This window comes from Micromonospora sp. NPDC049301, assembly GCF_040678715.1.
Lineage (GTDB): Bacteria > Actinomycetota > Actinomycetes > Mycobacteriales > Micromonosporaceae > Micromonospora.
Genome location: NZ_JBFAQO010000010.1, coordinates 84333 through 108077, shown reverse-complemented (window position 1 = coordinate 108077; position 23745 = coordinate 84333). Strand labels below are relative to the sequence as shown.

Sequence of the window (23745 nt, the reverse complement as noted above, 5' to 3'; positions counted from 1 at the left end):
ACCATCGCGTCACACCCCCGTGTGCTGCTCATCTTCAATGCGCCGATACACCTTGGCAGCGGCACAATGCCCTGTCAAGGCCCGACCGTCAACCCGGGGCCGGCCACCCTATCCACCTGGTGATATGACCGTACGTGACGGCCGTACGTCCAGTTCGGACGGATTGAAACCGTTTTGTTGCAGCGGCTTCCATCGGGTACCGCTGCCGCGACCGCCGCTTGGCAGAGGACCCCTGGTCGGGCATGATGGGCCGCGACCGGTGGCGGAGAAATCAACTTCGAGCGCGGTCGAAACCAATTGGAAATTGTTGGGGATCGCCCCGGCGGGATTGACCGTGGGGACAGATTCCCGATTCTCGGGGGAGGATGACACAATCGTGTCCCAAAAAGTCCGTGAATCGTCGCCGGGAACGCTTTCCCGACGCCGATCGTTCGCACTGACCGCCGCGCTGCTCATTGGCGGCGCGGGCCTCGTGGCGCCATTGCCGGCGTCTCCCGCGCAGGCCGCCGACGCCTTCACCTGCACCGGGTCGGCCGCCTTCTTCAACTCGACCACCACCGGCACGCTCGCCCGCCGCCAGTACAGCACCCCCGGCCGCGACGGTGGCGTCTTCAGCGCCGCCACCACCGTCGGCACCAGTGGCTGGCAGACCTACGGCCGGCTGCTCGGCGGGCCGGACGGTCGTGTCTACGGCATCAACTCGACCGGGTTGAACCGCTACCGGTGGACCGGCAGCGCCTGGGAAACCGTCGACGGAAAGCAGAACTGGCTCATCAGTTCGAGCTTCACCGGTTACGCGACGGCCGCCCTCCGCGACAAGATCACTGTGGACGAGACCGGTGACTTCTATCTCGTCGACAACACCGGCAAACTGCGCTGGTACCGGTACAACGAGGCGACTCGCATCTGGACCATCAACGGACGCGTCCTCGACACCGGTTGGGACCGGTACAACCTCATCGTGGCCGGCGCCCCCGGCACCCTCTACGGACGCGCCGCCGACGGCAGGCTGTACCGGCACCGGTTCGACCCGGTGAGCCAGCGGTGGATCAGCCGTGACCGCCTGGTCGGTTCGAGCGGCTGGCAAGGGTTCACCAAGGGCCTCTTCTCCGCCGGCGGCGACACCCTCTTCGGCATCCAGGCCGATGGTGACCTGTTCCAGTACCGCTACCGCGAGGACAACCAGTCCTGGGCGCTGACCTCCGATCAGATCGGCACCGGGTGGGCCGGCTTCCCGAACGTCTTCACCACCACCAACACCTGCCGCCAGGGCGCCATCACCAGCCCGGCGAAGCCGTCCACCCCGGTGCAGCCGAGTGCCCCGCTGGCCGTCGTACAGGCCCCGCCCGCCGGCACCGCGCTCGGCACCCTGGAGATCGCCTACAGCGACGACATCGGCCAGCTTCGACACGGGCGGGCGAACCCGGACTCGCTGGCCCTGATCCAGTGGTCACCGGTGCCCGGCACGGAGGCGTACACCGGTAAGCCGTCCCTGGTCGCGGACGCCCAGAACCGGGTGAGCATCATCGCCCACGAGACCACCAGCGACGTCAGGTCGCTGACCCAGAAGACGCCAGCCATGCCGGAGTGGAACCCGTGGCTCGCCCTCGGCGGGGCGATGCGGTCGGAGCCGACCGCCGTCCGACTCTCGGACGACACCCGGGTGGTCTTCGCACTGGACGCCGACGGTGCACTGTGGCACCGCCGGCAGGACGGTGCCGCCGGCGACCTGCTGCCCTGGACGCCGCTCGGAGGCAGCGGCCTGACCGGCGCCCCGGTCGTCGTCCCCGGCCCGGACGGAGTGGCCACCGTGCTGGTGAACAACTCGGCGGGCACCGTGCAGGCCGCCACCTACCAGGGTGGCGCGCTCAGCACGGCCTGGACGGGGCTCGGCGCGACGGGCTTCGTCGACAACCCGAGCGTGGTCACGCTGCCCGGTCGTCGACTGATGGTCTTCGCCCGCAACGCCGACGGAACGGTCAAGAGCCAGCTGCAGAACACCGACGGCACCTGGTCCGGCACCTGGAGCCCGGTCGGAAACGCCGGCCTGACCGCGGTGGGCTCCCCCGCCGCGCTGCTCAGCCCGAACACCGGTCGCATCTCGGTGTTCACCCGCTCCGCCGACGGAGCCATCCACCACTCCCGCCAGACGGCGGCGGGCGCCGCCACCTGGGGTGACTGGGGTCGGGCGACCGCGGGGGACGAGATCTACCCGGCTGACCCGACGGCCTTCGTCTACCAGAACTCCGGCGGCGTCCGCCTCGGCTTCGTGTCCCGGACCACCAACGGTTCGGTACGGCTCTACGACATGGACGAGTCCGCAGCAGCGGCGCTGGCCACCCGCAGCGACCCGGCTCGGGCGGTTCCGTTCACCAAGCGGGAGATCGCACAACCGCGCGGCTGATCGGCATCGGCACGGCGGCCGTCGGGGCGAACACCGCCCCGGCGGCCGCGACCGTAGCGGCGCGCCCAGCACGGAGCGTCAGCCCACGAACGGGCTCAACGCGGTCACCGTGCGGTCCGTTCCGTCGTAGCTGCGGGCCCGCACGAACGCGCCGGTCGGCCGCTGACCGCCGGCCACGGCACGGGCCAGTCGCAGGTCCGCGTCACGGAAGCGCAGCGCGAGGCTCAGGTGCGGCACCCAGGCGCCCGGGGCGTGCCACGGCCGCTGCCCGTCGGCGGCGCGAAGGACGTCCCAGGTGGCGAGGTGCAGCTCGGTCAGTGCGGGCGTGGGCCGCAGCAGCCAGACCAGTGGGGCGCTGCCGTCGAGGACGGCGATCCGGTCGAGCGTGACAGGCACCGGCAGCATCGCGGCGAACAGCTCGCACAGCCGATGCTCGGCACCGGGCGGGAACTCGTCCACGGCGGCGAGGGTGAGGTGCGGCCGGTTGGTCGGGTGGGTGTTGCGGGCCAGGCTGGGCAACCCCGCCGCGGCCAACCGGTCCCACGCCGACCGGACCGCGCCGTCCAACCCGGGCGAGCAGACCAACTCCACCGTACGCACCACGCCACGGTAGCCGCGACGGCGGCGCGGTCAGAGCCAACCGTTGTCGCGGGCGGTGCGCACGGCCTCGGCCCGGTCGGCCGCGCCGAGCTTCTGCACGGCGGCGGAGAGGTGGTTGCGTACCGTGCCGGTGGACAGGTGCACCCGGCGGGCGATCACCGCCACCGGGGCGCCGAACTCGGCCAGCCGCAGCGTCTCCAGCTCACGCGGGGTCAGCGGACACGCGGGCAGGGTCAACGCGTCCGCGGCCAGCGACGGGTCGACGTACCGCCCGCCGCCGCGCACCCGGCGGATGACGTCGGCGAGCGCGCCGCCCGGCGAGCCCTTGGGCAGGAACCCCCGGGCTCCGGCCATCAACGCCTGCCGCAGGTGCCCGGGCCGGCCGTGCCCGGTCAACACCACCACCGCGCAGGCGGGCAGGGCCCGGGTCAGCTCGGCGGCGACGGCGATGCCGTCGAGGCCGGGCATCTCCAGGTCCACCACGGCCACGTCGGGACGGTGCGCCAGAGCCGCGTCGACCGCCGCCCGGCCCTCGGCGGCCTGGGCCACGACCTCGATGTCCGGCTCGAGCCCGAGCAGCGCGGCGACGGCGACCCGCACCAGCTCCTCGTCATCGGCGAGCAGGACGCGGATCACCGGACCACCGGCACGGTGGCTTCCAGGGTGAACACTGCGTCCTCCCGGTGTACGCGCAGCTCACCGCCGGCGGCGGCGAGCCGCTCGGCCAACCCCCGCAGGCCGTGGCTGTGCTCGTCCGCCCCCCGGTCGCCGGCACCGTCGTTGGCCACCGTCATCCTGGCCACGTCCGCCTCCTGGTCGATGTGGATCCGGCACCAGTCGGCCCGGCTGTGCCGCAGCACGTTCGTTCCCGCCTCGCGCAGCACCGCCGCCAATTCGGCGGCGGCACGCGGTGGCAGGTCGACCGGCGGCGCGGGCACCGTGCAGCGCACCCCGCAGGAGCGCAGCACCCCCGCCACGGCGATCAACTGCTCGCCGAGGTCGACGACGCGGTAGCCGTGCACGGTCTCCCGGACCTCGGTCAGCGCGGACGCGGCGAGCCGCTGGACGTCGGTGGCCTCCCGGCGGGCGCGCTCGGGGTCGACCGGAGCCAGCCGGGCGGCGAGTTCGGCCTTCAACGCGATCACGGTGAGGCGGTGCCCCAGCACGTCGTGCACGTCGCGGGCGAAGCGCAACCGCTCCTCGGCAGCGGCCAGCCGGGCCTGCGCGGCCTGCCCCTGCCGGGCCTCCACCAGCAGGTCCCAGAACCACACCTGGAACCAGTTGACCGCGGCGACGCCCGCCCCGATCCCGCCGGTGACCGCAAGGTACCGCCCGACGGAGCCGCCGGTCCACCACGCCACACCCGCCGACACGAGCAGCGTGCCCCCGGTCACCGCCAGCGCGCCGAGGTGGCGGACCAGCAGCGGCGCCATGCCGATCAGCGAGGCGCCCAGCCACGCCCAGGTCGGCCAGACGCCGGCCGCCACCGGCCCCACCAGCGGGACGGTCAGCACCGCCACCACGGCCAGGCTGAGCTGGGCGCGGCGCCGCCAGCGCTGGTCGAGCCACGGCGTCACGGCCGCGTACAGCACGGCGGTCTGGGTGGCCGCGAAGGCGAGGATGCCGACCGCGCCGAGCGCGACGCGGCCGGGGTCCGGGTCCCGGGTCAGGCCGACGGCGGGCAGCAGCACGGTCGTCCAGACGCCGGTGGCCAGCGACAGCAGGGTCGCCTGCCGCGCCCGGTGCAGCCGGCGGTCCGCCCGGGGAGTCACCGCCTCGCTCGACACGCACCGATCCTAGGGTCACCCCGCGCACGGTCCACCCCTGCGAGACGTCACGGTCGACCCGTGCGGTCCGCACGGATTTCCGGTGACAGACGGGTCTGCCCACCGCTGCCCGCCCGCCACCAGGCTGGACGGCATGGGGAAGACATGGACGCACACCGACACTCTCGCCGTACCGCCGACCGGGTCGCTGCCGGCCGACCGGTCGGCAGCGCCGGGCACGACGCCCGCCACCGTGCCGGCCGGGGCCGGCGGCGGCTGCTGCGGCACCTCGCCGAGATGGCGCTCGCCATGGTCGCCGGGATGCTGCTGCTCGGCCCGCTGTGGGACGCCGCCGGCTCCGCGCTCGGCCTCGCCGGCCCACTGGGGCGGCCGGAGGTGGCGGCGCTGGTGATGGCCACCGACATGACCGTCGGCATGACGGTGTGGATGCGCTACCGGGCGCATCGCTGGCGCGCGGTCGGCGAGATGGCCGCCGCGATGTACGTCCCGTTCCTGCTGCTGTTCGTGCCGTTCCGTGTCGGCCTGCTGGACGGTGACGCGCTGCTGCTCGGCGGGCACCTGCTGATGGTGCCGGCGATGGTGCTGGTGGCGGTGCGGCACCGGCACGAGGCCCCGGCGCCGGTACGACGGCACCCGGCCGTGGTGGCGCTCGCCCGCCGCTGGCCGACCGGGCTGGCGCTGCTGATGACCGTGGACATGGTGGTCGATCCGATGGTGCTCAGCCCCTGGACGATGCTGGTGCTCCCCGCCGGCTACCTGGTGATCGGCCTGACCCGCAGGACGCTGCGCGGGCCGGGCGTGCTCACCACCCAACTGCTCGGCCTGGTCGGCTGGGTGGCCCTGACCCTGGTCGCGGTCACCGTCGGCGGACGGACCGCCGCGTGGCTGGTGGCGTTCGGTTGGCTGGCGCACGCCGGCTGGGACCTGGTCCACCACCGCAGCGGCCGGGTGGTGCCGCGCGGCTACGCCGAGTGGTGCGGGGTGCTCGACGCGGCGGTGGGCGTCACCGTGATCCTGGCGATCCTGACCACCGGCTGAGCGGGCCGCCCGCCGGCACGGGGCGGCGGGCGGCACGGTGCTCGCGCGGCGCGTTGTGCCGGTCGCCGCAGCGGGTGCGGCGGCGTGATGAAAGGCTTGGCACATGAGTTCCGCACCTGCACAGCACGACGCACCGACCGAGACCATCCCCGACGGCACCGACGAGGCGAACGCCTTCGCGGAGCTCGGGCTGCGCACCGAACTGCTGGGCGCGCTGGCCGCCCTCGGTTACGAGGAGCCGACCCCCATCCAGCGGGAGGCGATCCCACCGCTGCTGGAGGGTCGGGACCTGCTGGGTCAGGCGGCCACGGGCACCGGCAAGACGGCGGCGTTCGCGCTGCCGCTGCTGCACCGGATGGCGGCGCACCGCGACGGTGGGGACCCGGTGGCGCTGGTGCTGGTGCCGACCCGGGAGCTGGCGGTGCAGGTGTCCGAGGCGTTCCACCGCTACGGCAAGGACCTGGGCGCCCGGGTGCTGCCGATCTACGGTGGGCAGCCGATCGGGCGGCAGCTGCGGGCACTGGACAGCGGGGTGGACGTGGTGGTGGCCACCCCCGGACGGGCACTCGATCACATCGCCCGGGGCACGCTGCGGCTGGGCGGGCTGGCCACGGTGGTGCTGGACGAGGCCGACGAGATGCTCGACATGGGCTTCGCCGAGGACATCGAGGCGATCCTGGAGCACGCCCCGGCCGAGCGCCAGACCGTGCTCTTCTCGGCCACCATGCCGTCCCGGATCGACGGGATGGCCCGCCAGCACCTGCGTGAGCCGGTGCGGATCGAGATCGGCCGCGAGCAGCCGGTGGCCGGCGAGGCGCCCCGGGTGCGGCAGAGCGCGTACATCGTGACCCGGGCGCACAAGCCCGCCGCCTTGGGCCGGGTGCTGGACGTGGAGTCGCCCACCGCGGCGATCGTGTTCTGCCGCAGCCGGGAGGAGGTGGACCGGCTGACCGAGACGATGAACGGCCGGGGCTACCGCTCCGAGGCGCTGCACGGCGGGATGAGCCAGGAGCAGCGCGACCGGGTGATGGGGCGGCTGCGCGCCGGCACCGCCGACCTGCTGGTGGCCACCGACGTGGCGGCCCGCGGGCTGGACGTCGAGCAGCTCACCCACGTGGTCAACTACGACGTGCCGTCGGCGCCGGAGTCGTACGTGCACCGGATCGGCCGGGTGGGCCGCGCCGGCCGGGAGGGTGTGGCGATCACCCTCGCCGAGCCGCGCGAGCACCGGATGCTGAAGACCATCGAGCGGGTGACCGGCCAGCGGATCACCATCGACAAGATCCCGACGGTGGCGGACATGCGCACCCGCCGGCTGGAGCTGACCCAGGCGGCGCTGCGGGAGAGCCTGCTGGAGGACGATCTGGACCCGTTCCGGGTGATCGTCGAGACGCTGACCGACGAGTTCGACCTGATGGAGGTGGCCCTCGCCGCGGTGAAGCTGGCGCACGAGGTGACCTCGCCGGGCTCGGACGACGAGGAGGAGATCCCGCAGGCGCCGGTGCGCGGGCCGCGCGAGGGCCGGCCGGAGGGCGGCGGTCGGGGCGGGGACCGCCGCGGTGGTGGCCGGCCGCGTTCCGGCGGCAACACCGTTCAAGTCTTCGTGGGTCTGGGCCGGCGCGCCGGGGTGCGCCCGCAGGATTTGGTCGGCGCGATCACCGGGGAGACCGGGATCCGCGGCCGGGACATCGGCTCGATCGAGATCGCCGACCGATTCTCGCTGGTGGAGGTGCCGCAGGGGGTGGCCGACGAGGTGATCTCCGGGTTGCGCTCCAGCACGATCAAGGGCCGCAAGGCCACCGTGCGTCGCGACCGCGGCGGCGACGAGCGCTGAGCACACCGCCGGCGACCGCCGAGGTACGACGGTCGCCGGCGGCTTCAGATCAGAAGGAGTACGGGCCGAACCGGCCCCACGCCACCACCGCGGCGAGAACGAGCAGGACCGCGCAGGTGATCGCGCCCTGGATCTCCAGCCGACGCTCCTCCGGCGTGTCCCGCTTCTTCAGGTCGCGCAGGTGCACCAGGATGCCGCCGACCATGACGATGACCAGCCCGACGGCGGCCAGCGGCGTGAGCACGGTGGCGATGCCGGTGAGGGCGGGCAGCACCAGCCCGAGGGCGGCCAGCACCTCGACCGCGCCGAGCGCCTTCACCTGCGACGGCGGGACCGGGTCCACCCACCGCATCGCGTCACGCAGCTTGTCCTTGGGTTGGGTCAGCTTGGCCAGGCCAGCGCCGGCGAAGACGACGGCCAGCAGGATCTGGATGATCCAGAGCACCACGTTCACGGGGGTTTCCTCCGGGGGTACCGCCGCGCGGCGGAGAGGTAGTTGAGGGTTCAAGCAGGACAGTACGGTTCACGGTTGGCCTCGTACAGCGACAGGCCCCCGCCGTCCGGGGACGGCGGGGGCCTGTCGGGTGGTGCGTGGTGCGTCAGGCCGCGGCGAGCGCCGGACCGTCCAGGGCCTCGACCTCGGCCGGGCGCAGCGCCAGGGCGAGCACGTCGGCGACGTCGGCCAGGGTGTGCACGGTCAGTTCCGCACGCACCTCGTCCGGCAGGTCGTCCAGGTCCGGCTCGTTACGCGCCGGGATGATCACCTCGGTGAGGCCGGCCCGGTGCGCGGCGAGCAGCTTCTGCTTCACCCCGCCGATCGGCAGCACCCGACCGGAGAGCGTCACCTCGCCGGTCATCCCGAACTCGGGGCGGACCGGGCGGCCGGTGACCAGCGACGCCAGGGCCGTCACCATGGTGATGCCGGCGCTCGGACCGTCCTTGGGCACCGCGCCCGCCGGGAAGTGGACGTGGATCCGACGTCCCGCCAGGGCGTTCGGGTCGATGCCGAGCCGACGCCCGTTGGAGCGCAGGTAGGAGAGGGCGATGTGCGCCGACTCCTTCATCACGTCACCGAGCTGGCCGGTCAGGGTCAGCCCCGGCTCGCCCTCCATGCTGGTCGCCTCGATGAAGAGCACGTCCCCACCGGCACCGGTGACGGCGAGGCCGGTGGCCACGCCCGGCACCGCCGTGCGTTCGGCCGACTCCGGGGTGAACTTCGGCCGGCCCAGGTAGCTGGCGAGGTTGTCGGTGTCCACGCGTACCGGCGTCGGGTCGGTAGCCAGGGTCACCGCCACCTTGCGCAGGATCTTGGCGAGGCCACGCTCGAGCTGCCGGACGCCGGCCTCCCGGGTGTACTCCCCCGCGATCAGCGCCAGCGCCCCGTCGGCGACGCTCACCTCGTCGGCGGTCAGTCCGGCCCGCTCCCGCTGCCGGGGCAGCAGGTGGTCCCGGGCGATGGCGACCTTCTCGTCCTCGGTGTACCCGTCCAGGGTCACCAGCTCCATCCGGTCCAGCAGCGGGCCGGGGATCGACTCGACCACGTTGGCGGTGGCCAGGAAGAGCACGTCGGACAGGTCGAGGTCGACCTCCAGGTAGTGATCCCGGAAGGTGTGGTTCTGCGCCGGGTCGAGCACCTCCAGCAGGGCGGCGGCCGGGTCGCCGGCGTAACCGGCGGCCAGCTTGTCCACCTCGTCGAGGAGCACGACCGGGTTCATCGAGCCGGCCTCGCGCAGCGCGCGGACGATCCGGCCGGGCAGCGCGCCCACGTAGGTGCGCCGGTGACCGCGGATCTCCGCCTCGTCGCGGACGCCGCCGAGCGACACCCGCACGAAGTTGCGCCCGAGTGCCCGGGCGACCGACTCACCGAGGCTGGTCTTACCGACCCCGGGAGGACCGGCGAGGGCGAGCACCGCGCCGGAGCCGCGACCGCCGACCACGCCGAGGTTGCGCTCGGCACGCCGGTTGCGCACCGCGAGGTACTCCAGGATGCGGTCCTTCACGTCGGCCAGGCCGGCGTGGTCGGCGTCCAGCACCGCCCGCGCCGCCGCGAGGTCGGTGTTGTCCTGGGTACGCGTGCCCCACGGCATCTCGAGCACGGTGTCCAGCCAGGTGCGGATCCAGCCCGCCTCCGGGGAGGCGTCACTGGCCCGCTCCAGCTTGCCGACCTCGCGCATGGCCGCCTCGCGGACCTTCTCCGGCAGCTCGGCGGACTCGACCCGGGACCGGTAGTCGGCGGAGCCGTCCGGCTCGTCCTCGCCCAGTTCCTTGCGGATCGCGGCGAGCTGCTGGCGCAGCAGGAACTCCCGCTGGGACTTCTCCAGCCCCTCGCGGACGTCACTGTTGATCTGCTCGGTGACCTCCTGCTCGGCCAGGTAGTCCTTCACCCAGCCGACCAACAGCTCCAGCCGGGCGGTGACGTCCGGCGCGGCGAGCAGCTCGGTCTTCTGCTCCAGGGTCAGCCACGGCGCGTAACCGGCCGAGTCGGCCAACTCGGAGAGGTCGGTCATCCGCTCCACCGCGTCGATGACCTGCCAGGCACCGCGCTGCTGGAGCACGGAGGTCACCAGGGCGCGGTACTCGCGGGCGACTTCCCGGGCCCGACCGGCGTAGGCGGGTTCGTCGAGTTCGGTCGCCTCGACCCAGAGCGCGGCGCCGGGGCCGGGCACGCCGGAACCGATCCGGGCCCGGGACAGGCCGCGTACGACGGCGGCGGGCTCACCCTCGGGGAGCCGGCCGACCTTCTCGATGGTGGCGATGACGCCGACCGGGCCGTACTCGCCGTCGATGCGCGGCACGGCCAGCAGCTTGCGGTCGCCGGTCGCCCGCGCCGCGTCGATCGCGGCCTGGGTTGTGGGGTCGAGGGTCACCGGGATGACCATGCCGGGCAGCAGCACGGCGTCAGTCAGGGGAAGTACCGGAAGAGTTGCCATCGAACACCTGCTATCGCGTTGACTTGAGCGTGTCTCACTCAAGTAACAAAGCGTTCCCCTTGTTCCGACCTGTGACCCAGACCACTGCCCCGGTCCGGGCGGCGGACCGGGAAAAGCAGCTCACGCGCCAGCCGGCCGCCACCGACCGCCGCCACGGCGAGCGGGATGGCCAGGCTGATCAGGGCCAGGGCGACCACGAGCCGGCCGGGCAGCCCGGCACCGGCGGCGAGCAGAGCCAGCCCGGCGAAGACCACCAGCTTCACCCGGGTACAGGCCAGTGGGACCACACCCGGCTCCCGGGCGGGCGCGGAGACGGACGACATCGTTCCTCCCTCGGTGGACGGGCGGCCCGGCGTCAGCCGACCGCGTCGCCTGCCAGGTCCGCCGGGCACGCCGGCCTCCTCGGCGAATGAAGGCCCGGCCCATCTCCCGATTCAGCGTCCGTTCGCGGTTTTCCGGCTGCGGAATCGCGACGCGCCGAAATGAATGGGGCGCATATTGTTGCGGTTTCCCCGGGTGGTGAGTCAGACTTTGGACACATCCCGCCACACACAGGGAGTAATCGGCAATGGCGAGAAAAGTAATCACGGTGCTGACCGACGACCTCGACGGTGGGAAGGCCGACCGGACCGTCGAGTTCAGTCTTGACGGCGTGGCCTACACGATCGATGTCTCGGACGAGAATGCCGGCGTCCTGCGCAAGGCGCTGGACCCGTACATCAATGCGGGTCGGCGGATCGGGCGGGGCCCGGTGGAGAACACCCGGGCAGTTCGGCGGCCGGGGCGGCCCAGCGGCGCCGGAATGGATCGGGAGCAGAACCGGGCCATACGGGAATGGGCCGTCAAGAACGGCTACAAGATTTCCGAGCGGGGTCGGATCCCGGTCGAGGTCGTCGAGGCGTACAAGAACCGCTGACCGCACGACGCACCGACGGGGTCTCGCCGGAAACGGCGTGACCCCGTCGGATTTTTTCGGGCCGCAGGCTCATTCGTCGACGCGGTAAGACGCGGCGGCCGGTCACCCGGGCTGTCCGCCCCGGTGACCGGCCGCCGCTGTCGGCTCGGTCTGTTCCGAGTCAGTTGACCTCGATACGCACCGCGTCGAACGCCGGGGTCTGGTTGGCCCGCTCCATCATCGGCAGACGGTGCGAGCCGTCACCGGCCCAGACGGAGCACTGCGCGGTGCCCGACTCGGGCAGACCCGGGATCTGGATGGTCACCTCGTCCGGCTGGGCGCTCCCGCGCCCATCCTCGGTGGCCACGAAGAAGGCGGGCACCTCCTGCGGCTCCGGCGGAGCGGTCAGGCTGTCCAGCATCCGGCAGGCGGTGTGGAAGTGCCCCCGGACCAGGCCCTGGTCGTTGAGCAGCGAGCTCTCCACGTAGTACCCGCCCTGACCGGCGGCCAGAAAGCGGTCGCGGATCAGGTTGCGGGTGCTCACCCGCAGGGTGAAGGGCTGGTTCTGGCCGACCTGCTCGGGGAACTGGGTGATCAGCAGCGAGGGGTTGTTGGCGGCGGCGCCGACCTCACCGAACTCGGTGCTCACGCAGCGGTTGCCGTTCTGGAAGCCGTCGTGCGGCTGGAGCTGGCTCTCGTCGCAGTTGTTGGCCAGCACGCCCAGCCCGGCGCCGGGAGCGTTACCGCCGCCGTTGTTGCCACCACCGGTGTTGCCACCACCGTTGTTGCCACCACCGTTGTTGCCACCACCGGTGTTGCCACCACCGGTGTTGCCACCACCGGTGTTACCGCCACCGGTGTTACCGCCACCGGTGTTACCGCCACCGGTGTTGCCACCGCCGGTGTTACCGCCACCATTGCTGCCACCGCTGCTGTTGCCGGTCGGCTGCACCTGGCATTCGGCGAGCTGCGCCAGACCCTGCGGGCGTGGCCCGGCCCGGTCGATGGCGGTCGTGATCCGGTCCAGCACCGCGCGCCGCTTGGCCGCCAGCGGCTGGAGGATCGAGCTGCGGACGAAGGCCTCGCCCTTGCTGCCCTCGGCGGCGAGCCGCCGGTCGGCCTCGGCGATCTGGGTCTGCAACTGGGCGAGGTTGCGATCCACCTCGGCCCGGGCCCGGGCCGGCACCTGCGGAAGCTTGGCCGTCACGTCGGGGCAGGCGATGGCCGAGCCGCTGCCGACCGTGCCGTCCTTGCCGTCCTCGCACTCGGGAACGGACTGCTGCCCGTCACCCCAGTGGTTGCGCACCCAGCGACCGTTCTGCCACGTCCGGGTGGTGGAGCCGCCACCATTCGGCGCGGTAGCGCCCGGGCTCGGCTGCACGCACTGTCCAGAGGCCGGCCGGGGATTGTTCGGCCGCCGGTCCTGGGCCGACGAAATCTGGGTCACGGCGACTACTCCGCCGAAGACCACGAGCGTGCCGACAACGGCCAGCAGACGCTTGCTCCGCGCGTTGCCGGGTGACCGGCGCGCCCGTGTGGACCTGCGCATCGAATTGCTCTCCTTCTCGATCCGGTAGTGGATTCCTGCCCTCGGCGGACCGACGGATGTCAGATGGCACGCCACGGCGGCGACCACCGCGACCTACCCGGTAACGTGTCGATGGCCGACGATGCCCTTTCCGCACCGTCTCCCGCGTCCCATCGACGCGGATGGGGAGATCCTCTTCATTCGCGCAGGAGTACGGGACGGCGCGCGGGAAGGTTCAACCGACGCACAGGAAATTGCCGCGATCTGACACGGGCGGCGCCGAGAGGGTCGGCTGGGTGCAGCCCGTGACGGATCAGTCGACGCAGAGGTGGTCGAACGCGAAACCGCCCACCATCTCGTGGCGAAGGCGGCTCAGCGCGACGATCTGCGCGGTGAGCTCGGTGCGCGGCAGGAGGTCCGGGTCCACGGGTTCCGTGCCGCGCAGCCGCTCCCCGACCGCGACCGTGGCGAGGTCCTCGGCCAGCCGGGCCGGGTCGATGCCGCAGGAGAAGCGGTGCTCGGCGACCGAGACCCGTTCGACCAGGCACGCGTCGGGCCGCACCTGCACCCAGCTCCACCCCTGCGCCGGGCCGTCCGCCCAGCGCACGTGCAGGCCCCGCACGATCGGGTCGGCCAGCCGCCGGCCGACGTACGCCTCGACCGCGGCCGTCCGGGCCAGCGCGCCGAGGTCGTTGACGGGCCCGGTGCGGCCGTCCGGCAACCGGCCGAGGATGTCCCGGAAGCCCACCGGGGCCGGCTCGTCCCCGGCGCCGCCCGCCGCGTAGTTCCGCGCGTCGATCACGTACTCCACCAGGCGTCGGCCGTGCTCGGCCGGGCGCAGCGTCGGCGACCCGATGCGCAGCACGGGCAGCCCGACCGCCGCGCTCACCGCGTCCTTGAGCCGCTCGGCCCGCTGCTCCGCGGAGCCGGCGGGCGGCACCGGGCCGATCTCCACGGCGACGACCGGCCGACCGGTGTCGGCGGCGCAGACCACGAAGTCGAAGCCGGCCCGGCTGGCCGAACTCCACTGGCTGCCGGTGACACCGGGTGGACGCCCCTGCACCAGCTCGCTGAGCCGGCGCGCCGGGTGCACCCGGTGGCCGGCGCGGACGAGCAGCGTGTCCCGCTCGCCGTCGGCGGGCATCGCCCGCAGCCAGCCGCGGTCGTCGCTGACGGTGCTCGTCATCTGCCTGATCCATCCGCCGGTCGGGTCGAGCCGGGCCGAGTCTAGGCGGTCGATCATGGTGGGCGCCTCGGCGGTGCGGCCGGGAACGCCCGGCTGGCCGGACCCGGCGGCTACTCGGCGGCGCCCATCACCAGACCCTCGATGGTGTGCTTCTGCCGGATCGGCTCCAGCCGGTCCACCACCGGGCAGGGCAGGTGCGCCCGGACCAGCTCGGGCAGGCTCGCCCAGTAGTCGTGGGTGACGGCCATGTCGTGGTGGGCGGCGTTACCCGCACCGGGTGCGTCCACGCCGAGCACCAGCACCGGACGGGCCGACTGGGAGACGTTCGGGGTACCGCGATGGATGGTCAACGCCGACCGGGCGGAGATGTCCCCGCGCTGCGGGTACTTGCGCACCGCCCGCTGCTGGTAGCGCGGGTAGCGCTCCCGCGGCGGGAACATCTCGTGGTCGAAGTCGACGCCGTCGTCCCACTGGGTGCCCGGGGCGATCTCGAACGGCCCCATCTCCTCCACCGTGTCCACGGTGGTCAGGTTGAACGCCAGCGAGGTGAGCCGCCGCTGCCGCCGGGTGTCCTCCGGCATCGGGAAGTCCCGGTGCCAGGGCTGCATCGCCGCCCCGGGGAAGGGGATGTCGAAGCCCAGCTCGACGATCTCGTACTCCGGGCCGAGCACCGCCCGGCAGACCGACACCACCCACGGGTGGGTGACCAGCTCGACGAAGCCGCTCAGCTGCTCCGGGTGGATCTCCACGTACCACCGCTGCGGGCCGCGACCGACGGCGCCGTCGGGGCGCGAGCGCGCCTCCTCGAACGCGCCGGCCACATCACGTCCGACCTGCTCCACCCAGGCCGGGTCGAAGGCGCCCCGGCAGGCGGTGATGCCGTCGCGGTAGAGGTCGCCGAGCGCCTCGACCGGCACCTCGTCGTCGCCGACGGGTTGGGCGGTGGGTGCCGTCGGCGGCGTCGGGGGAACACGCATCGAGGGTCTCCTCGGGACGAAGCGAGCGTTACAACGTTGTAGAAGCGTGCCAAGGCCCGTTGGGTGGCGCCAGCGCCCGCGGCGCCGCTGTGATCGGGATCACAGGCGAGCCGCGTTCCAGGAGTCACCACAGGGTGTATCCAGCGGGGTCGCCGGTAGCGGACCGGCCGGGAGGTCAGCATGTCGCGACAGCAGGTCGACGTTCTCGCCGCCAACGGCCCGGGCGCTCGCGGACGCCCGGGCGACCGCGCCGGCCGACCCCGGCTGGCGGGTGATCCGACCATCCTCCGGAGACCTCGCGCCGGCCGAGCGGGCCGACACCACCGGCTCGCCGCGCCACCCGCCACCACCCGCCGGTCAACCCCGAGCGCCGGGCCGGCTCCCCGCGTCGGGACCGTCCCGACCGCCGGTCGGAATCCGAGCGCCGGGGTCGGCCCGAGCGTCGGCGCGGGCCGACCGGAACGGGACGCCGTCGGGTCGGCGGACGTCGCGCGGATCGCCGCCGACGCGGCCGGCCGGGTGCCCGGCGTGTCCGACGTCCACCCGGCCACCGTCCGCATGGACGACCGGTCCGTGGGCCTCGACCTGCGTCTGGTCACCTGGTACGGGCACAGCGTGCCCACCGTCGCCGAGGCGGTCCGGGCGACGGTCGCCGAACGGGTGACCACCGACACCGGGCTCGCCGTGGCGGCGGTGACCGTCACGGTCGACGACCTGCTCGTCCCCGGCGTCGACGTCCCCCGGCCCGGATGGACGGCTGGAGGCTGAGATGCGGACCGCCAACCGGGTCGCCTCGCTGCTGCTGGCCGCCGCGCTGCTCGCCGGCGGGGTGCTGCTGGCCGTGCAGGCGCTGCTGGTCACGCTGGACCGCCCGACGCCGCTGCTCGCCCGGACCGGCTGGTACGACACGCTGACCGGCACCCGCTGGCGCGACCCGAGCGTTCGCGCCGCGGCCGGTGTCGCCGTGCTGCTCGGCCTGGCCGTCCTGACCGCCCAGCTGCGGCGCTGGACGCCGGTCCGCCTGCGCGTCGACGAGCGGGAGGGCTGGTACCTGCACCGCCGCAGTGTGGAGCGCCGGCTGGCCGACGCGGCGAGCGCCGTGCCGGGCGTGCGCCGGGCCCGGGTCCGGGTCCGCCGGCGTGGCGCCGAGTGGCGGCCCCGGGTGCGCGCCACCGGTGACCCGGCGGCCCGTGCCGAGGTGGAGTTCGCGGTGCATCAGGAGCTGCGCCACCTCGCCGCGCCGGACACGGGCCGGATCGAGGTCCGGCTGCTGCCGCACGGGTGGCCGGCATGACGGACGCCGCACACCGCCTGCTGTGGACCATCGTCGCGCTGCTGCTGGTGGCGGGCGGCGCGGTGGCGTTCGCGGCCAGCTTCGGTGTGCTGCCCGGCATCGATCCGGGTGCGGCGCTGCTCGGTGCCGATCCGCTGAGCCGGTGGCGGCTGGCCATGCCGTGGACGACCCTGGCCGCGGCGGTCTCCGGGGCGCTGCTCGCCCTGACCGGGCACCAGCTGCTGGTGTGGGAGCTACGCCGACCGGGCTCCGCGGTGCGGGGCACGCTGAGCCATCCCGGACGCCGCCCGGGTCGCACCCGACTGGCCGCCGAGGTCCTCGTCCACGCGTTGGAGCGCGACCTGACCGGCGACCCGGGGGTACGCCGCGCCCGGGTGGTGCTCACCGGCGCGCCGCCGCGACCCGACGTGTGGATCCGGGTGGACCTGACGCCCGACGCCCCGGCCGCCGGCGTACGCGAGCACGTCCGCGCCGCGGTCCGCCGGTTCGCGACGACCGCCGGTTGCCAACCGGCGCACCTCGACGTGACCGCCCGGATCGGGCCCGGGCGACCCTGACCCGTGCCGCGCCGGCCGGCCGGGCATGATCGGTGTCGGGACGGGCTGGCGGACGGAGGTGCGCGGGGTGCGGGTGGTGTCGCTGGTGCCGTCCCTGACCGAGGCGGTGGCACTGACCCTGCCGGGTGCCCTGGTTGGCGCCACCGACTGGTGTACCCACCCGGCCGGGCTGGACGTCGCCCGGGTGGGCGGCACCAAGTACCCGGACCTGGACCGGGTCCGCGCGCTGCGGCCGGACGTGGTGCTGCTGAACGTGGAGGAGAACCGCCGGGAGGACGCCGAGGCGCTGCGGGCCGCCGGCGTGCCGGTGCGGGTCACCTATCCACGGACCGTTCCCGGCGCGTTGACCGAGCTGGCCGAGCTGCTGGCCGAGCTGGGCGCGCCGGCGGAGCCGGCCTGGCTGGGGGCGGCTCGGCGGGCGTGGGCCGAGCCGCCCCGCCTGGCACCGCCCCGCCGGGCGGTGGTGCCGGTCTGGCGCCGGCCGTGGGTGGTGCTCGGCGGCGACACGTTCGCCGGCGACGTGCTGCACCGGCTCGGCGTCATCAACGCGTACGACCGGCACGCCGAGCGCTATCCCCGGCCGGGTCTGGCCGACCTGCTCGACCAGCGGCCGGAGCTGGTGGTGCTGCCCGACGAGCCGTACCGGTTCGCCGCCGACGACGGGCCGGAGGCGTTTCCCGGCGTACCGTGCGCCCTGCTCTCCGGGCGACACCTCACCTGGTACGGCCCGTCGCTCGCCGAGGCGCCCGCGCTGCTGGCCGACCAGCTGTCCCGGCCCACGCCGGGCGGCTGATTCCGGCGCGGTCAGCCGGCGGCGCGACGGGCGCGACGGGCGGCCAGGATGCTGGCCACGATGGAGACCACCAGGGTCAGCACCACCACCGTGAGCGTCAGCCAGATCGGCAGCTTGCCGACCGGCGTCTTGGCCAGGATCACCTTCAGCCCCGCGAAGGCGAGCAGGAGGGCCAGGCCGTAGCGCAGGTAGCCGAAGTGGCGCAGCAGGCCGGCGAGGCAGAAGTAGAGGCTGCGCAGCCCCAGCACCGCGAACGCGGTGGCCGTCCAGACCAGGAAGGCGTTGGTGGTGATCGCGAGGATCGCCGCCACCGAGTCGACGGCGAAGACCACGTCGGTAGCCTCGATGGCGACGAGCGTCACCAGCAGCAGGGTCGCCCTGCGCCGGCCGTCGACCCGGGCGGTGAACCGGTCGCCGTGGTACCGCGCGTCGGTGGGAACCGCCCGCCGGAACAGCCGGACCACCGGGTTGCGTTCCGGGTCGACGTCCGGCTCCCCCCGCACCGCCAGCCGCCAGCCGGTCCAGATCAGGAAGGCGCCCAGCACGAACCCGGCCCAGGCGAGCCGGTCCAGCAGCTCGGCGCCGGCGAGGATGAACAGCAGCCGGAACGCGAGCGCGCCCACGACGCCCCAGAACAGCACCTTGTGCTGGTAGCCCGGCGGCACCCGGAAGTAGCCGAACAGCAGGGCGAAGACGAAGACGTTGTCCACCGAGAGCGCCTTCTCCAGCAGGTAGCCGGAGTAGTACGCGATCGCCGGATCGCCGCCGAGGCCGAACCACACGACCAGCCCGAACAGCAGGCCCGCGGCGATCCACACACCGCTCCAGACCAGCGCCTCGCGCAACTCGATGACGTGGTTGTCCCGGTGCAGGAGCACGTCGACCGCGAGCATCACGGCGATCACCGCGGCGACCGCCGCCCAGGCCCACAGCGGCACCGCGACCGTCGCCCCAGCCACCCGGCGCCCCCCGCTCGACGACTGCGCACCGCCCGCCACCTCGCGGGGTGGCCGCTCCCGAGCCTAGGCGAGCAGCCGATCCGACGGCGGCGCTCCGGCGAAGTCGACGCGCACGGACCGGCCAGCCCGGACGGCGGTGGCGCTCAGGCGACCGGGGTCAGCCGCGCCGGGTCGAAGGCGGTGTCGTCGGCGTCGTAGCCGATCGTGCTGGTCACCTGAACCACGCCGCCGACGTGGGCGGCGAGCCGCCCGACGAGGTCGACGGCGGACCGGCGGTCCAGTCGGCCGCGACCTCCCTCTCGTCATCCACCTCGGACGTTACGACCGGGTGACGGCCGGGTCAGGGTCTCCGGGCCGGACCGTGGGGGGGGGTCCAAGGTCCCGGGCCGTTGCGGTCGGTCGGCCCTGCCGTGGACGGCGCGACGGGCGTCCACTGGAGATGCCACCGGGAAGCGCGGTGCGAGGCAGAGAAGGGACGTGGAGACCATGACCGCGACGATCGAGGGGATCACCGCCCGGACCACCGCTCCGGCGGCCGGCACCCCCCGCGAGAAGGCCGTGCGGTACATCCTGGCCGGCACCCGGCTTGCGCTCGGCTGGATCTTCCTCTGGGCGTTCATCGACAAGCTGTTCGGCCTCGGCCGGGCCACCGAGGCGAAGAACGCCTGGATCAACGGGGGCAGCCCCACCAAGGGCTTCCTCACTTTCGGGGTGACCGGGCCGTTCCAGGACGTCTACACCGGCATCGCGGGCGCCGCGTGGGCGGACTGGCTGTTCATGGCCGGCCTCGCCGGAATCGGTGTCGCCCTGCTGCTCGGCATCGGCATGCGGGTCGCCGCGGTGGCCGGCGGGCTGCTGCTGGTCCTGATGTGGACCGCCGTGCTGCCCCCGGAGACCAACCCCTTCATGGACGACCACCTGATCTACGCCGCGGTGCTGGCGGTGCTGGCGCTGGTCGACGCCGGCGACACCTGGGGCCTCGGCCGGGTCTGGGCACGGCTGCCGATCGTCCGGCGGGTGCCCTGGCTCCGCTCACCCGCACGGCACCACCCCTGGGGGCGGACGTCACCGGTGGTGACGCCCGCCCAGGCGTGCGGGCCGGGGGCCCGGTGGATCGTGGTTCGCCGGGGTGTTGCCACGCCGGTGGCGGGTCCGCCGCACATCGGTGGGGTGCGATCCGGCAGGATCGACGGTGACCGGACACATCACCCAAATGGCAGGAGATTCCCGCATGAACCAGGCAGCAGGCGCCCGACCGGGCAAGCCCGAGGTGGGTCCGATCGAGGGTGCGCCTCCGGCCGACCTCGTGATCGAGGACATCACCGTGGGCGAGGGCCCGCAGGCCGAGGCGGGCCAACTGGCCAGCGTGCACTACGTGGGCGTGTCGCACTCCACCGGCGGCGAGTTCGACTCGTCCTGGAACCGGGGCGAGGCGTTCGAGTTCCCGCTCGGTGGCGGCCAGGTCATCGCCGGCTGGGACCAGGGCGTGGTGGGCATGCGCGTCGGCGGCCGCCGCCGCCTCACCATCCCGCCGCACCTGGGGTACGGCGACCGCGGCGCGGCCGGCGTCATCAAGCCGGGCGAGACGCTGGTCTTCGTCGTCGACCTGCTCGGCGTGCGCTGACCGGTCCTCGGGGGGGTCGCCGGCCCGAGCCGGCGGCCCCACGGCCGGGCCCGGACCGGGCGGCGACGGAGTGATGCGTCAGGCGGCCAGGCCCAGATGTGCGGGCGCGATCGTCGGGCGACGGGCGGCCTCGACCGCCCGCGCCGGCTCCAGGATCGGCAGCACCCGGTGCAGGCCGGTGGCACGCAGCACCCGGGCCACCACCGGGGTCGGATCGACCAGGACCAGCTCGCCACCGCGCGCCCGGACCCGCAGATGCGCGGCGAGCAACGCGCGCACCCCGGCGGCGGAGAGCAGTCGCAGCTCGGACAGATCGAGCTGGAGCACCGGGCGGGCCGGCGCGGCCCACAGCGCGGAGCGGAACGCGGCCACCGTGGCGATGTCGACCTCGCCGGCCACCCGCACCAGGACCACCTGATCACCCACGCTGACCTGCACGTCGAACCGGTCGCTGCGCTCTCCCATGCCCAGAAATCTAGCCTCCACCACCGACAGTTTCGCCCCTCCGCAGAGTGATTCGGGGTACGTCCAGGGTCATCCCCGGATGCCTCCCGGATCCCCCTCATGGTGGAGGCCAGGGTGCCCCCGGGTCTCCCTCGCCACGACAGCCACAACGATCACCGCCGCCGCTCCCGACGCGCCGACCCGTCGGGTGGACGGCCGGCGCGCCGCGACGTGATCCGGTCCGGACGGCATCGGCGGTGGAGAATGGACCGATGTTGATTCCCCGGCCCCGGCCGCCCCGGCTCATCCGGCCCGTCCGCGAGCCGGCCACCGTCCCGCCCCCGCTCACCGGGGCGTGGGCCGCCACCGACCGCCGGCTCGACCAGGTCGACCTGCTGCCGCTGCCCGACGGGGCCGTCGGCCCCGAGGACGTGCTGGTCGACCCGACCGGCCGGGTGATCAGTGGCGACGAGGACGGCCGGCTCTGGTGGTGGCCGGCCGACGCCCCGGCCGGCACCCGACCCCACCTGCTGGCCGAGACCGGCGGCCGGCCGCTCGGCATCGAGTTGGACCCGTCCGGTGAGGCGCTGGTGGTCTGCGACGCGTACCGCGGGTTGCTGCGGGTCACACCCGACGGCGCGGTGCGCGAGCTGACCGGGACGGCACCGCCGGTGCACCTGGCCAACAACGCGGCGGTGGCCCGCGATGGCACCATCTACTTCACCGACAGCTCCGACCGGTTCCCGGTGTCGCACTGGAAGCGCGACCTGCTGGAGCACCGACCCAACGGGCGGGTGCTGGCCCACCACCCGGGCAGCGGCCGCACCGAGGTGGTGACCGACGGGCTGTACTTCCCCAACGGGATCGCGCTGACCCCCGACGAGTCGGCGCTGATACTGGCGGAGACCACCACCCACCGGCTGCTCCGCGTCGAGCTGGGCGGCGGTGTGCGGGTGCTCGCCGACCTGCCCGCCTATCCGGACAATCTCTCCGCGGTGGGCGACGGTACGTACTGGATCGCGCTGCCCAGCCCGCGGGTGCCGATCGCCGAGCGGCTGCTGCCGCACCCGCGACTGCGGCAGCTCGCCGCGTTGCTGCCCGACGCGATGCAGCCGCAGCCGCGGCGCTACGGGCTGGTCGCGCTGGTCGACGGCGCGGGCGCGGTCCGCCGGACGCTGCACGGCCCCGCCGGGCACTACTGGATGATCACCGGGGTACGCCAGCACGGCGACCAGCTCTGGCTGGGCAGCCTCATCGGGCCCGGGGTGGCCCGCGTACCGCTGGACTGAGCACGCGGGTCCCGGGCGTCGACACACCTGGTCTGAACACGGCGCGGGGCCGGCCCGCCGCGGTGGCGAACCGGCCCCGGAGGCCGTCAGCGGTGTCTCAGCGGCCGCTGATCGAGGGTGCCGGTGCGGGCGACCCGCCGGCCACCGCACCCGGGTGCGCCGGGGCGACCGGTGCGGGCCGCAGGCCGGGCGACACCGGCAGGGCGCTGCCCCGGACGAACTCGTCCCAGCTCACGTTCCACGCCGTCCAGCCGTTGCCGGCCTGCAACTGGACCTCGGTGCCCTTCACCGTGACCAGGTCGCCGACCTGGGTCACCCCCATCAACCAGTCCGCGGCGGTGGCCGCGACGTTCGTGCAGCCATGCGAGACGTTGGTGCTGCCCTGGTCGCCCTCCGACCAGGGGGCCGAGTGGATGAACTCGCCACCCCAGGTGAGTCGCTGAGCGTCGTCGACGTCGACCACGTAGCCGCCGTCCGGCTCACCCCGGGTGTCGAACGTGGTCCGGTCGTGCTTCTCCATGATCACCATCTTGCCGCTCGAGGTGGGCGTGCTCGGCTTGCCCAGGCTCACGGGGATCCGGCGGACCTGCTTCCCGTCGCGCAGCACGGTCATCTGCTTGGTGTCGTTGTCGATCTCCAGCGAGACCTGCTTCCCGATCTTCGAGGTCGCGGTCCGGTCGGCGTCGCCGATCCGGTCCTTGCCGATCGGCAGCCCCTGCAGACCGGCCCGGACGCTGATCGTCGTCCCCGGACGCCAGAAGTCGGGTGCCCGGTAATAGACCTGGGTACCGTCCTCCAGCCACGACCAGGCACCCGGCTGCGGCGGATTGGTCTTCACGAACAACCGGCGCTGCACGTCCGCCCTGGCCTCTTTCGGAATTCCCGGGTCGAACGCCACGGTTACCGGCATCGCCGTGCCGTACGTCCGGTTCCCGACGAAATACATTGTGCTGGTGATCTGTGGTTTGTTCGATTTGGCCATCGTGGTGAACGTGGTGCTGCGGGTCGTCGTGGCGCCCGAGTCGCCCGTCGCCGTGACCTCGGCGGTGTAGGTCCGCTTCGGCTGCAACGGTGTGCTCGGCACCCAGCCCGAGCCATCCTCACGCGGCTCCGCCTTGACCTCCTTGCCCTTGTCGTCCTTGAGCCGGACGCCGGTGACCCGGCCGCCCTTGACCACGGTGCCCACCTCGGCACTGACCGGCACCTCCCGGGCCTTGTCCCCCGGCGTCACGCTGAGCTCCGGCGGAGCGGCGTGCCGCCTGCCCGCCGGGTCCCGGTCGAAGGTGCACCCGCCCACCACCAGCGGTGCGGCTGCGATGGTTACCGCCAACAGCGTCAATCGCCGCCTCAACGTCATGTTCCGTCCCCCCGTTTTCGGCTTCCCTCTGCCACATTCTTGCCGCCTCGATCGGGGTGCCCATGCCATTCGGAAATAATCGGCGGCGCATTTATCGGCGCATTTTCCGGCCCTGAGCCAATTGACGGGACAAAGACGTGACCGGCCCGGCCTGGGCGACACGGACCCACTCCGACCGGCCCGACCCGCGACGTCCCGTCCCGCCCGCACCACGGCGGTCCTGCATGTTCTGCCACAGTTCGAGGCTTT

Annotated in this window: 22 protein-coding genes and 1 pseudogene; 11 read left to right on the top strand and 12 right to left on the bottom strand. The window is 73.5% G+C overall.

Annotated elements, in window-relative coordinates; all coding sequences use genetic code 11:
• The first annotated feature begins 481 nt into the window (after positions 1-481).
• Positions 482-2404, top strand: a complete 1923-nt coding sequence (locus AB0K07_RS26325) for a tachylectin-related carbohydrate-binding protein (protein ID WP_363758703.1) — start codon at positions 482-484, stop codon at positions 2402-2404.
• A gap of 78 nt (positions 2405-2482) precedes the next feature.
• Here AB0K07_RS26325 and AB0K07_RS26320 read toward each other — a convergent pair whose 3' ends face one another.
• The 3 genes from AB0K07_RS26320 to AB0K07_RS26310 are packed head-to-tail and all read right to left on the bottom strand — an operon-like array spanning position 2483 to position 4791.
• Positions 2483-3004, bottom strand: coding sequence for a 2'-5' RNA ligase family protein (locus tag AB0K07_RS26320; RefSeq protein ID WP_363758700.1), 522 nt, complete (start codon positions 3002-3004; stop codon positions 2483-2485).
• A 30-nt stretch (positions 3005-3034) separates the two neighbouring features.
• A complete protein-coding gene (locus AB0K07_RS26315) occupies positions 3035-3640 on the bottom strand; it encodes a response regulator transcription factor (RefSeq protein WP_363758697.1) in 606 nt (201 codons plus the stop codon).
• Positions 3637-4791 carry a histidine kinase gene (locus AB0K07_RS26310; RefSeq protein ID WP_363758694.1) on the bottom strand — a complete coding sequence of 385 codons (1155 nt, stop codon included), beginning with the start codon at positions 4789-4791 and terminating at the stop codon, positions 3637-3639. The genes AB0K07_RS26315 and AB0K07_RS26310 overlap by 4 nt, the downstream gene beginning before the upstream one ends.
• A 144-nt stretch (positions 4792-4935) precedes the next feature.
• On the opposite strand from AB0K07_RS26310, the gene AB0K07_RS26305 reads away from it, so the two are divergent.
• Complete coding sequence (locus AB0K07_RS26305) at positions 4936-5829, top strand: hypothetical protein (RefSeq protein WP_363758691.1); 894 nt, start codon at positions 4936-4938, stop codon at positions 5827-5829.
• Between the two features lie 103 nt (positions 5830-5932).
• Positions 5933-7663: a DEAD/DEAH box helicase gene (locus AB0K07_RS26300; protein WP_363758688.1), complete on the top strand. Its 1731-nt coding sequence runs from the start codon at positions 5933-5935 to the stop codon at positions 7661-7663.
• Between the two features lie 49 nt (positions 7664-7712).
• Here the strand turns inward: AB0K07_RS26300 and AB0K07_RS26295 are convergent, their stop codons facing one another.
• From AB0K07_RS26295 to AB0K07_RS26285, 3 genes are all read right to left on the bottom strand, one after another.
• The gene (locus AB0K07_RS26295) at positions 7713-8117 is read right to left on the bottom strand and encodes a DoxX family protein (RefSeq protein ID WP_363758685.1); all 405 of its coding nucleotides are present in this window, start codon (positions 8115-8117) and stop codon (positions 7713-7715) included.
• A 145-nt stretch (positions 8118-8262) separates the two neighbouring features.
• A complete protein-coding gene (gene lon / locus AB0K07_RS26290) occupies positions 8263-10593 on the bottom strand; it encodes an endopeptidase La (RefSeq protein WP_363758682.1) in 2331 nt (776 codons plus the stop codon).
• A 38-nt stretch (positions 10594-10631) separates the two neighbouring features.
• On the bottom strand, positions 10632-10916 hold the full coding sequence (locus AB0K07_RS26285; RefSeq protein ID WP_363758679.1) for a hypothetical protein: 285 nt from the start codon (positions 10914-10916) through the stop codon (positions 10632-10634).
• 245 nt (positions 10917-11161) lie between these two features.
• On the opposite strand from AB0K07_RS26285, the gene AB0K07_RS26280 reads away from it, so the two are divergent.
• Positions 11162-11509 (top strand): Lsr2 family protein, encoded by a 348-nt coding sequence (locus AB0K07_RS26280; RefSeq protein WP_363758676.1) that lies wholly within the window; start codon positions 11162-11164, stop codon positions 11507-11509.
• A gap of 160 nt (positions 11510-11669) precedes the next feature.
• On the opposite strand, the gene AB0K07_RS26275 is transcribed toward AB0K07_RS26280, so the two are convergent.
• The 3 genes from AB0K07_RS26275 to AB0K07_RS26265 all read right to left on the bottom strand — a co-directional run bounded on the left by AB0K07_RS26275 (position 11670) and on the right by AB0K07_RS26265 (position 15179).
• Positions 11670-13037 (bottom strand): hypothetical protein, encoded by a 1368-nt coding sequence (locus tag AB0K07_RS26275; protein WP_363758673.1) that lies wholly within the window; start codon positions 13035-13037, stop codon positions 11670-11672.
• A gap of 292 nt (positions 13038-13329) precedes the next feature.
• Positions 13330-14202 (bottom strand): DUF2726 domain-containing protein, encoded by an 873-nt coding sequence (locus AB0K07_RS26270; protein ID WP_363758670.1) that lies wholly within the window; start codon positions 14200-14202, stop codon positions 13330-13332.
• 110 nt (positions 14203-14312) lie between these two features.
• Positions 14313-15179, bottom strand: a complete 867-nt coding sequence (locus AB0K07_RS26265; protein WP_363758667.1) for a phytanoyl-CoA dioxygenase family protein — start codon at positions 15177-15179, stop codon at positions 14313-14315.
• 180 nt (positions 15180-15359) lie between these two features.
• Here AB0K07_RS26265 and AB0K07_RS26260 point away from each other — a divergent pair, with 180 nt between their 5' ends.
• From AB0K07_RS26260 to AB0K07_RS26245, 4 genes are all read left to right on the top strand, one after another.
• The gene (locus tag AB0K07_RS26260; RefSeq protein ID WP_363758664.1) at positions 15360-15947 is read left to right on the top strand and encodes an Asp23/Gls24 family envelope stress response protein; all 588 of its coding nucleotides are present in this window, start codon (positions 15360-15362) and stop codon (positions 15945-15947) included.
• Between the two features lies 1 nt (position 15948).
• Positions 15949-16473, top strand: a complete 525-nt coding sequence (locus AB0K07_RS26255; RefSeq protein WP_363758661.1) for a DUF6286 domain-containing protein — start codon at positions 15949-15951, stop codon at positions 16471-16473.
• Positions 16470-17030, top strand: coding sequence for a hypothetical protein (locus tag AB0K07_RS26250; protein ID WP_363758658.1), 561 nt, complete (start codon positions 16470-16472; stop codon positions 17028-17030). The genes AB0K07_RS26255 and AB0K07_RS26250 overlap by 4 nt, the downstream gene beginning before the upstream one ends.
• Before the next feature lie 67 nt (positions 17031-17097).
• Positions 17098-17823 (top strand): helical backbone metal receptor, encoded by a 726-nt coding sequence (locus AB0K07_RS26245; RefSeq protein WP_363758655.1) that lies wholly within the window; start codon positions 17098-17100, stop codon positions 17821-17823.
• Positions 17824-17834: 11 nt separating this feature from the next.
• Here AB0K07_RS26245 and AB0K07_RS26240 read toward each other — a convergent pair whose 3' ends face one another.
• A complete protein-coding gene (locus tag AB0K07_RS26240; RefSeq protein WP_363758652.1) occupies positions 17835-18782 on the bottom strand; it encodes a TerC/Alx family metal homeostasis membrane protein in 948 nt (315 codons plus the stop codon).
• A gap of 477 nt (positions 18783-19259) precedes the next feature.
• Between AB0K07_RS26240 and AB0K07_RS26235 the strand changes: the two are divergent.
• Positions 19260-19814 (top strand): annotated as a pseudogene (locus AB0K07_RS26235) (hypothetical protein); the annotation flags it as partial.
• Positions 19815-20013: 199 nt separating this feature from the next.
• Positions 20014-20406, top strand: coding sequence for an FKBP-type peptidyl-prolyl cis-trans isomerase (locus AB0K07_RS26230; protein ID WP_363758649.1), 393 nt, complete (start codon positions 20014-20016; stop codon positions 20404-20406).
• A gap of 78 nt (positions 20407-20484) precedes the next feature.
• On the opposite strand, the gene AB0K07_RS26225 is transcribed toward AB0K07_RS26230, so the two are convergent.
• Positions 20485-20871, bottom strand: a complete 387-nt coding sequence (locus AB0K07_RS26225) for an STAS domain-containing protein (protein ID WP_363758647.1) — start codon at positions 20869-20871, stop codon at positions 20485-20487.
• 251 nt (positions 20872-21122) lie between these two features.
• Between AB0K07_RS26225 and AB0K07_RS26220 the strand changes: the two genes are divergently transcribed.
• Complete coding sequence (locus tag AB0K07_RS26220) at positions 21123-22139, top strand: SMP-30/gluconolactonase/LRE family protein (protein ID WP_363758644.1); 1017 nt, start codon at positions 21123-21125, stop codon at positions 22137-22139.
• A 97-nt stretch (positions 22140-22236) separates the two neighbouring features.
• Here AB0K07_RS26220 and AB0K07_RS26215 read toward each other — a convergent pair whose 3' ends face one another.
• On the bottom strand, positions 22237-23496 hold the full coding sequence (locus AB0K07_RS26215) for an Ig-like domain-containing protein (protein ID WP_363758641.1): 1260 nt from the start codon (positions 23494-23496) through the stop codon (positions 22237-22239).
• Positions 23497-23745 lie beyond the last annotated feature (249 nt).

Excerpts from the sequence above, each read along its gene's own strand:
- AB0K07_RS26305 (WP_363758691.1), top strand. The coding sequence starts at position 4,936 with ATGGACGCACACCGACACTCTCGCCGTACCGCCGACCGGGTCGCTGCC.
- AB0K07_RS26300 (WP_363758688.1), top strand. The coding sequence starts at position 5,933 with ATGAGTTCCGCACCTGCACAGCACGACGCACCGACCGAGACCATCCCC.
- lon (WP_363758682.1), bottom strand. The coding sequence starts at position 10,593 with ATGGCAACTCTTCCGGTACTTCCCCTGACTGACGCCGTGCTGCTGCCC.
- AB0K07_RS26285 (WP_363758679.1), bottom strand. The coding sequence starts at position 10,916 with ATGTCGTCCGTCTCCGCGCCCGCCCGGGAGCCGGGTGTGGTCCCACTG.
- AB0K07_RS26280 (WP_363758676.1), top strand. The coding sequence starts at position 11,162 with ATGGCGAGAAAAGTAATCACGGTGCTGACCGACGACCTCGACGGTGGG.
- AB0K07_RS26275 (WP_363758673.1), bottom strand. The coding sequence starts at position 13,037 with ATGCGCAGGTCCACACGGGCGCGCCGGTCACCCGGCAACGCGCGGAGC.
- AB0K07_RS26270 (WP_363758670.1), bottom strand. The coding sequence starts at position 14,202 with ATGACGAGCACCGTCAGCGACGACCGCGGCTGGCTGCGGGCGATGCCC.
- AB0K07_RS26265 (WP_363758667.1), bottom strand. The coding sequence starts at position 15,179 with ATGCGTGTTCCCCCGACGCCGCCGACGGCACCCACCGCCCAACCCGTC.
- AB0K07_RS26260 (WP_363758664.1), top strand. The coding sequence starts at position 15,360 with ATGTCGCGACAGCAGGTCGACGTTCTCGCCGCCAACGGCCCGGGCGCT.
- AB0K07_RS26255 (WP_363758661.1), top strand. The coding sequence starts at position 15,949 with ATGCGGACCGCCAACCGGGTCGCCTCGCTGCTGCTGGCCGCCGCGCTG.
- AB0K07_RS26250 (WP_363758658.1), top strand. The coding sequence starts at position 16,470 with ATGACGGACGCCGCACACCGCCTGCTGTGGACCATCGTCGCGCTGCTG.
- AB0K07_RS26230 (WP_363758649.1), top strand. The coding sequence starts at position 20,014 with ATGAACCAGGCAGCAGGCGCCCGACCGGGCAAGCCCGAGGTGGGTCCG.
- AB0K07_RS26225 (WP_363758647.1), bottom strand. The coding sequence starts at position 20,871 with ATGGGAGAGCGCAGCGACCGGTTCGACGTGCAGGTCAGCGTGGGTGAT.
- AB0K07_RS26220 (WP_363758644.1), top strand. The coding sequence starts at position 21,123 with ATGTTGATTCCCCGGCCCCGGCCGCCCCGGCTCATCCGGCCCGTCCGC.
- AB0K07_RS26215 (WP_363758641.1), bottom strand. The coding sequence starts at position 23,496 with ATGACGTTGAGGCGGCGATTGACGCTGTTGGCGGTAACCATCGCAGCC.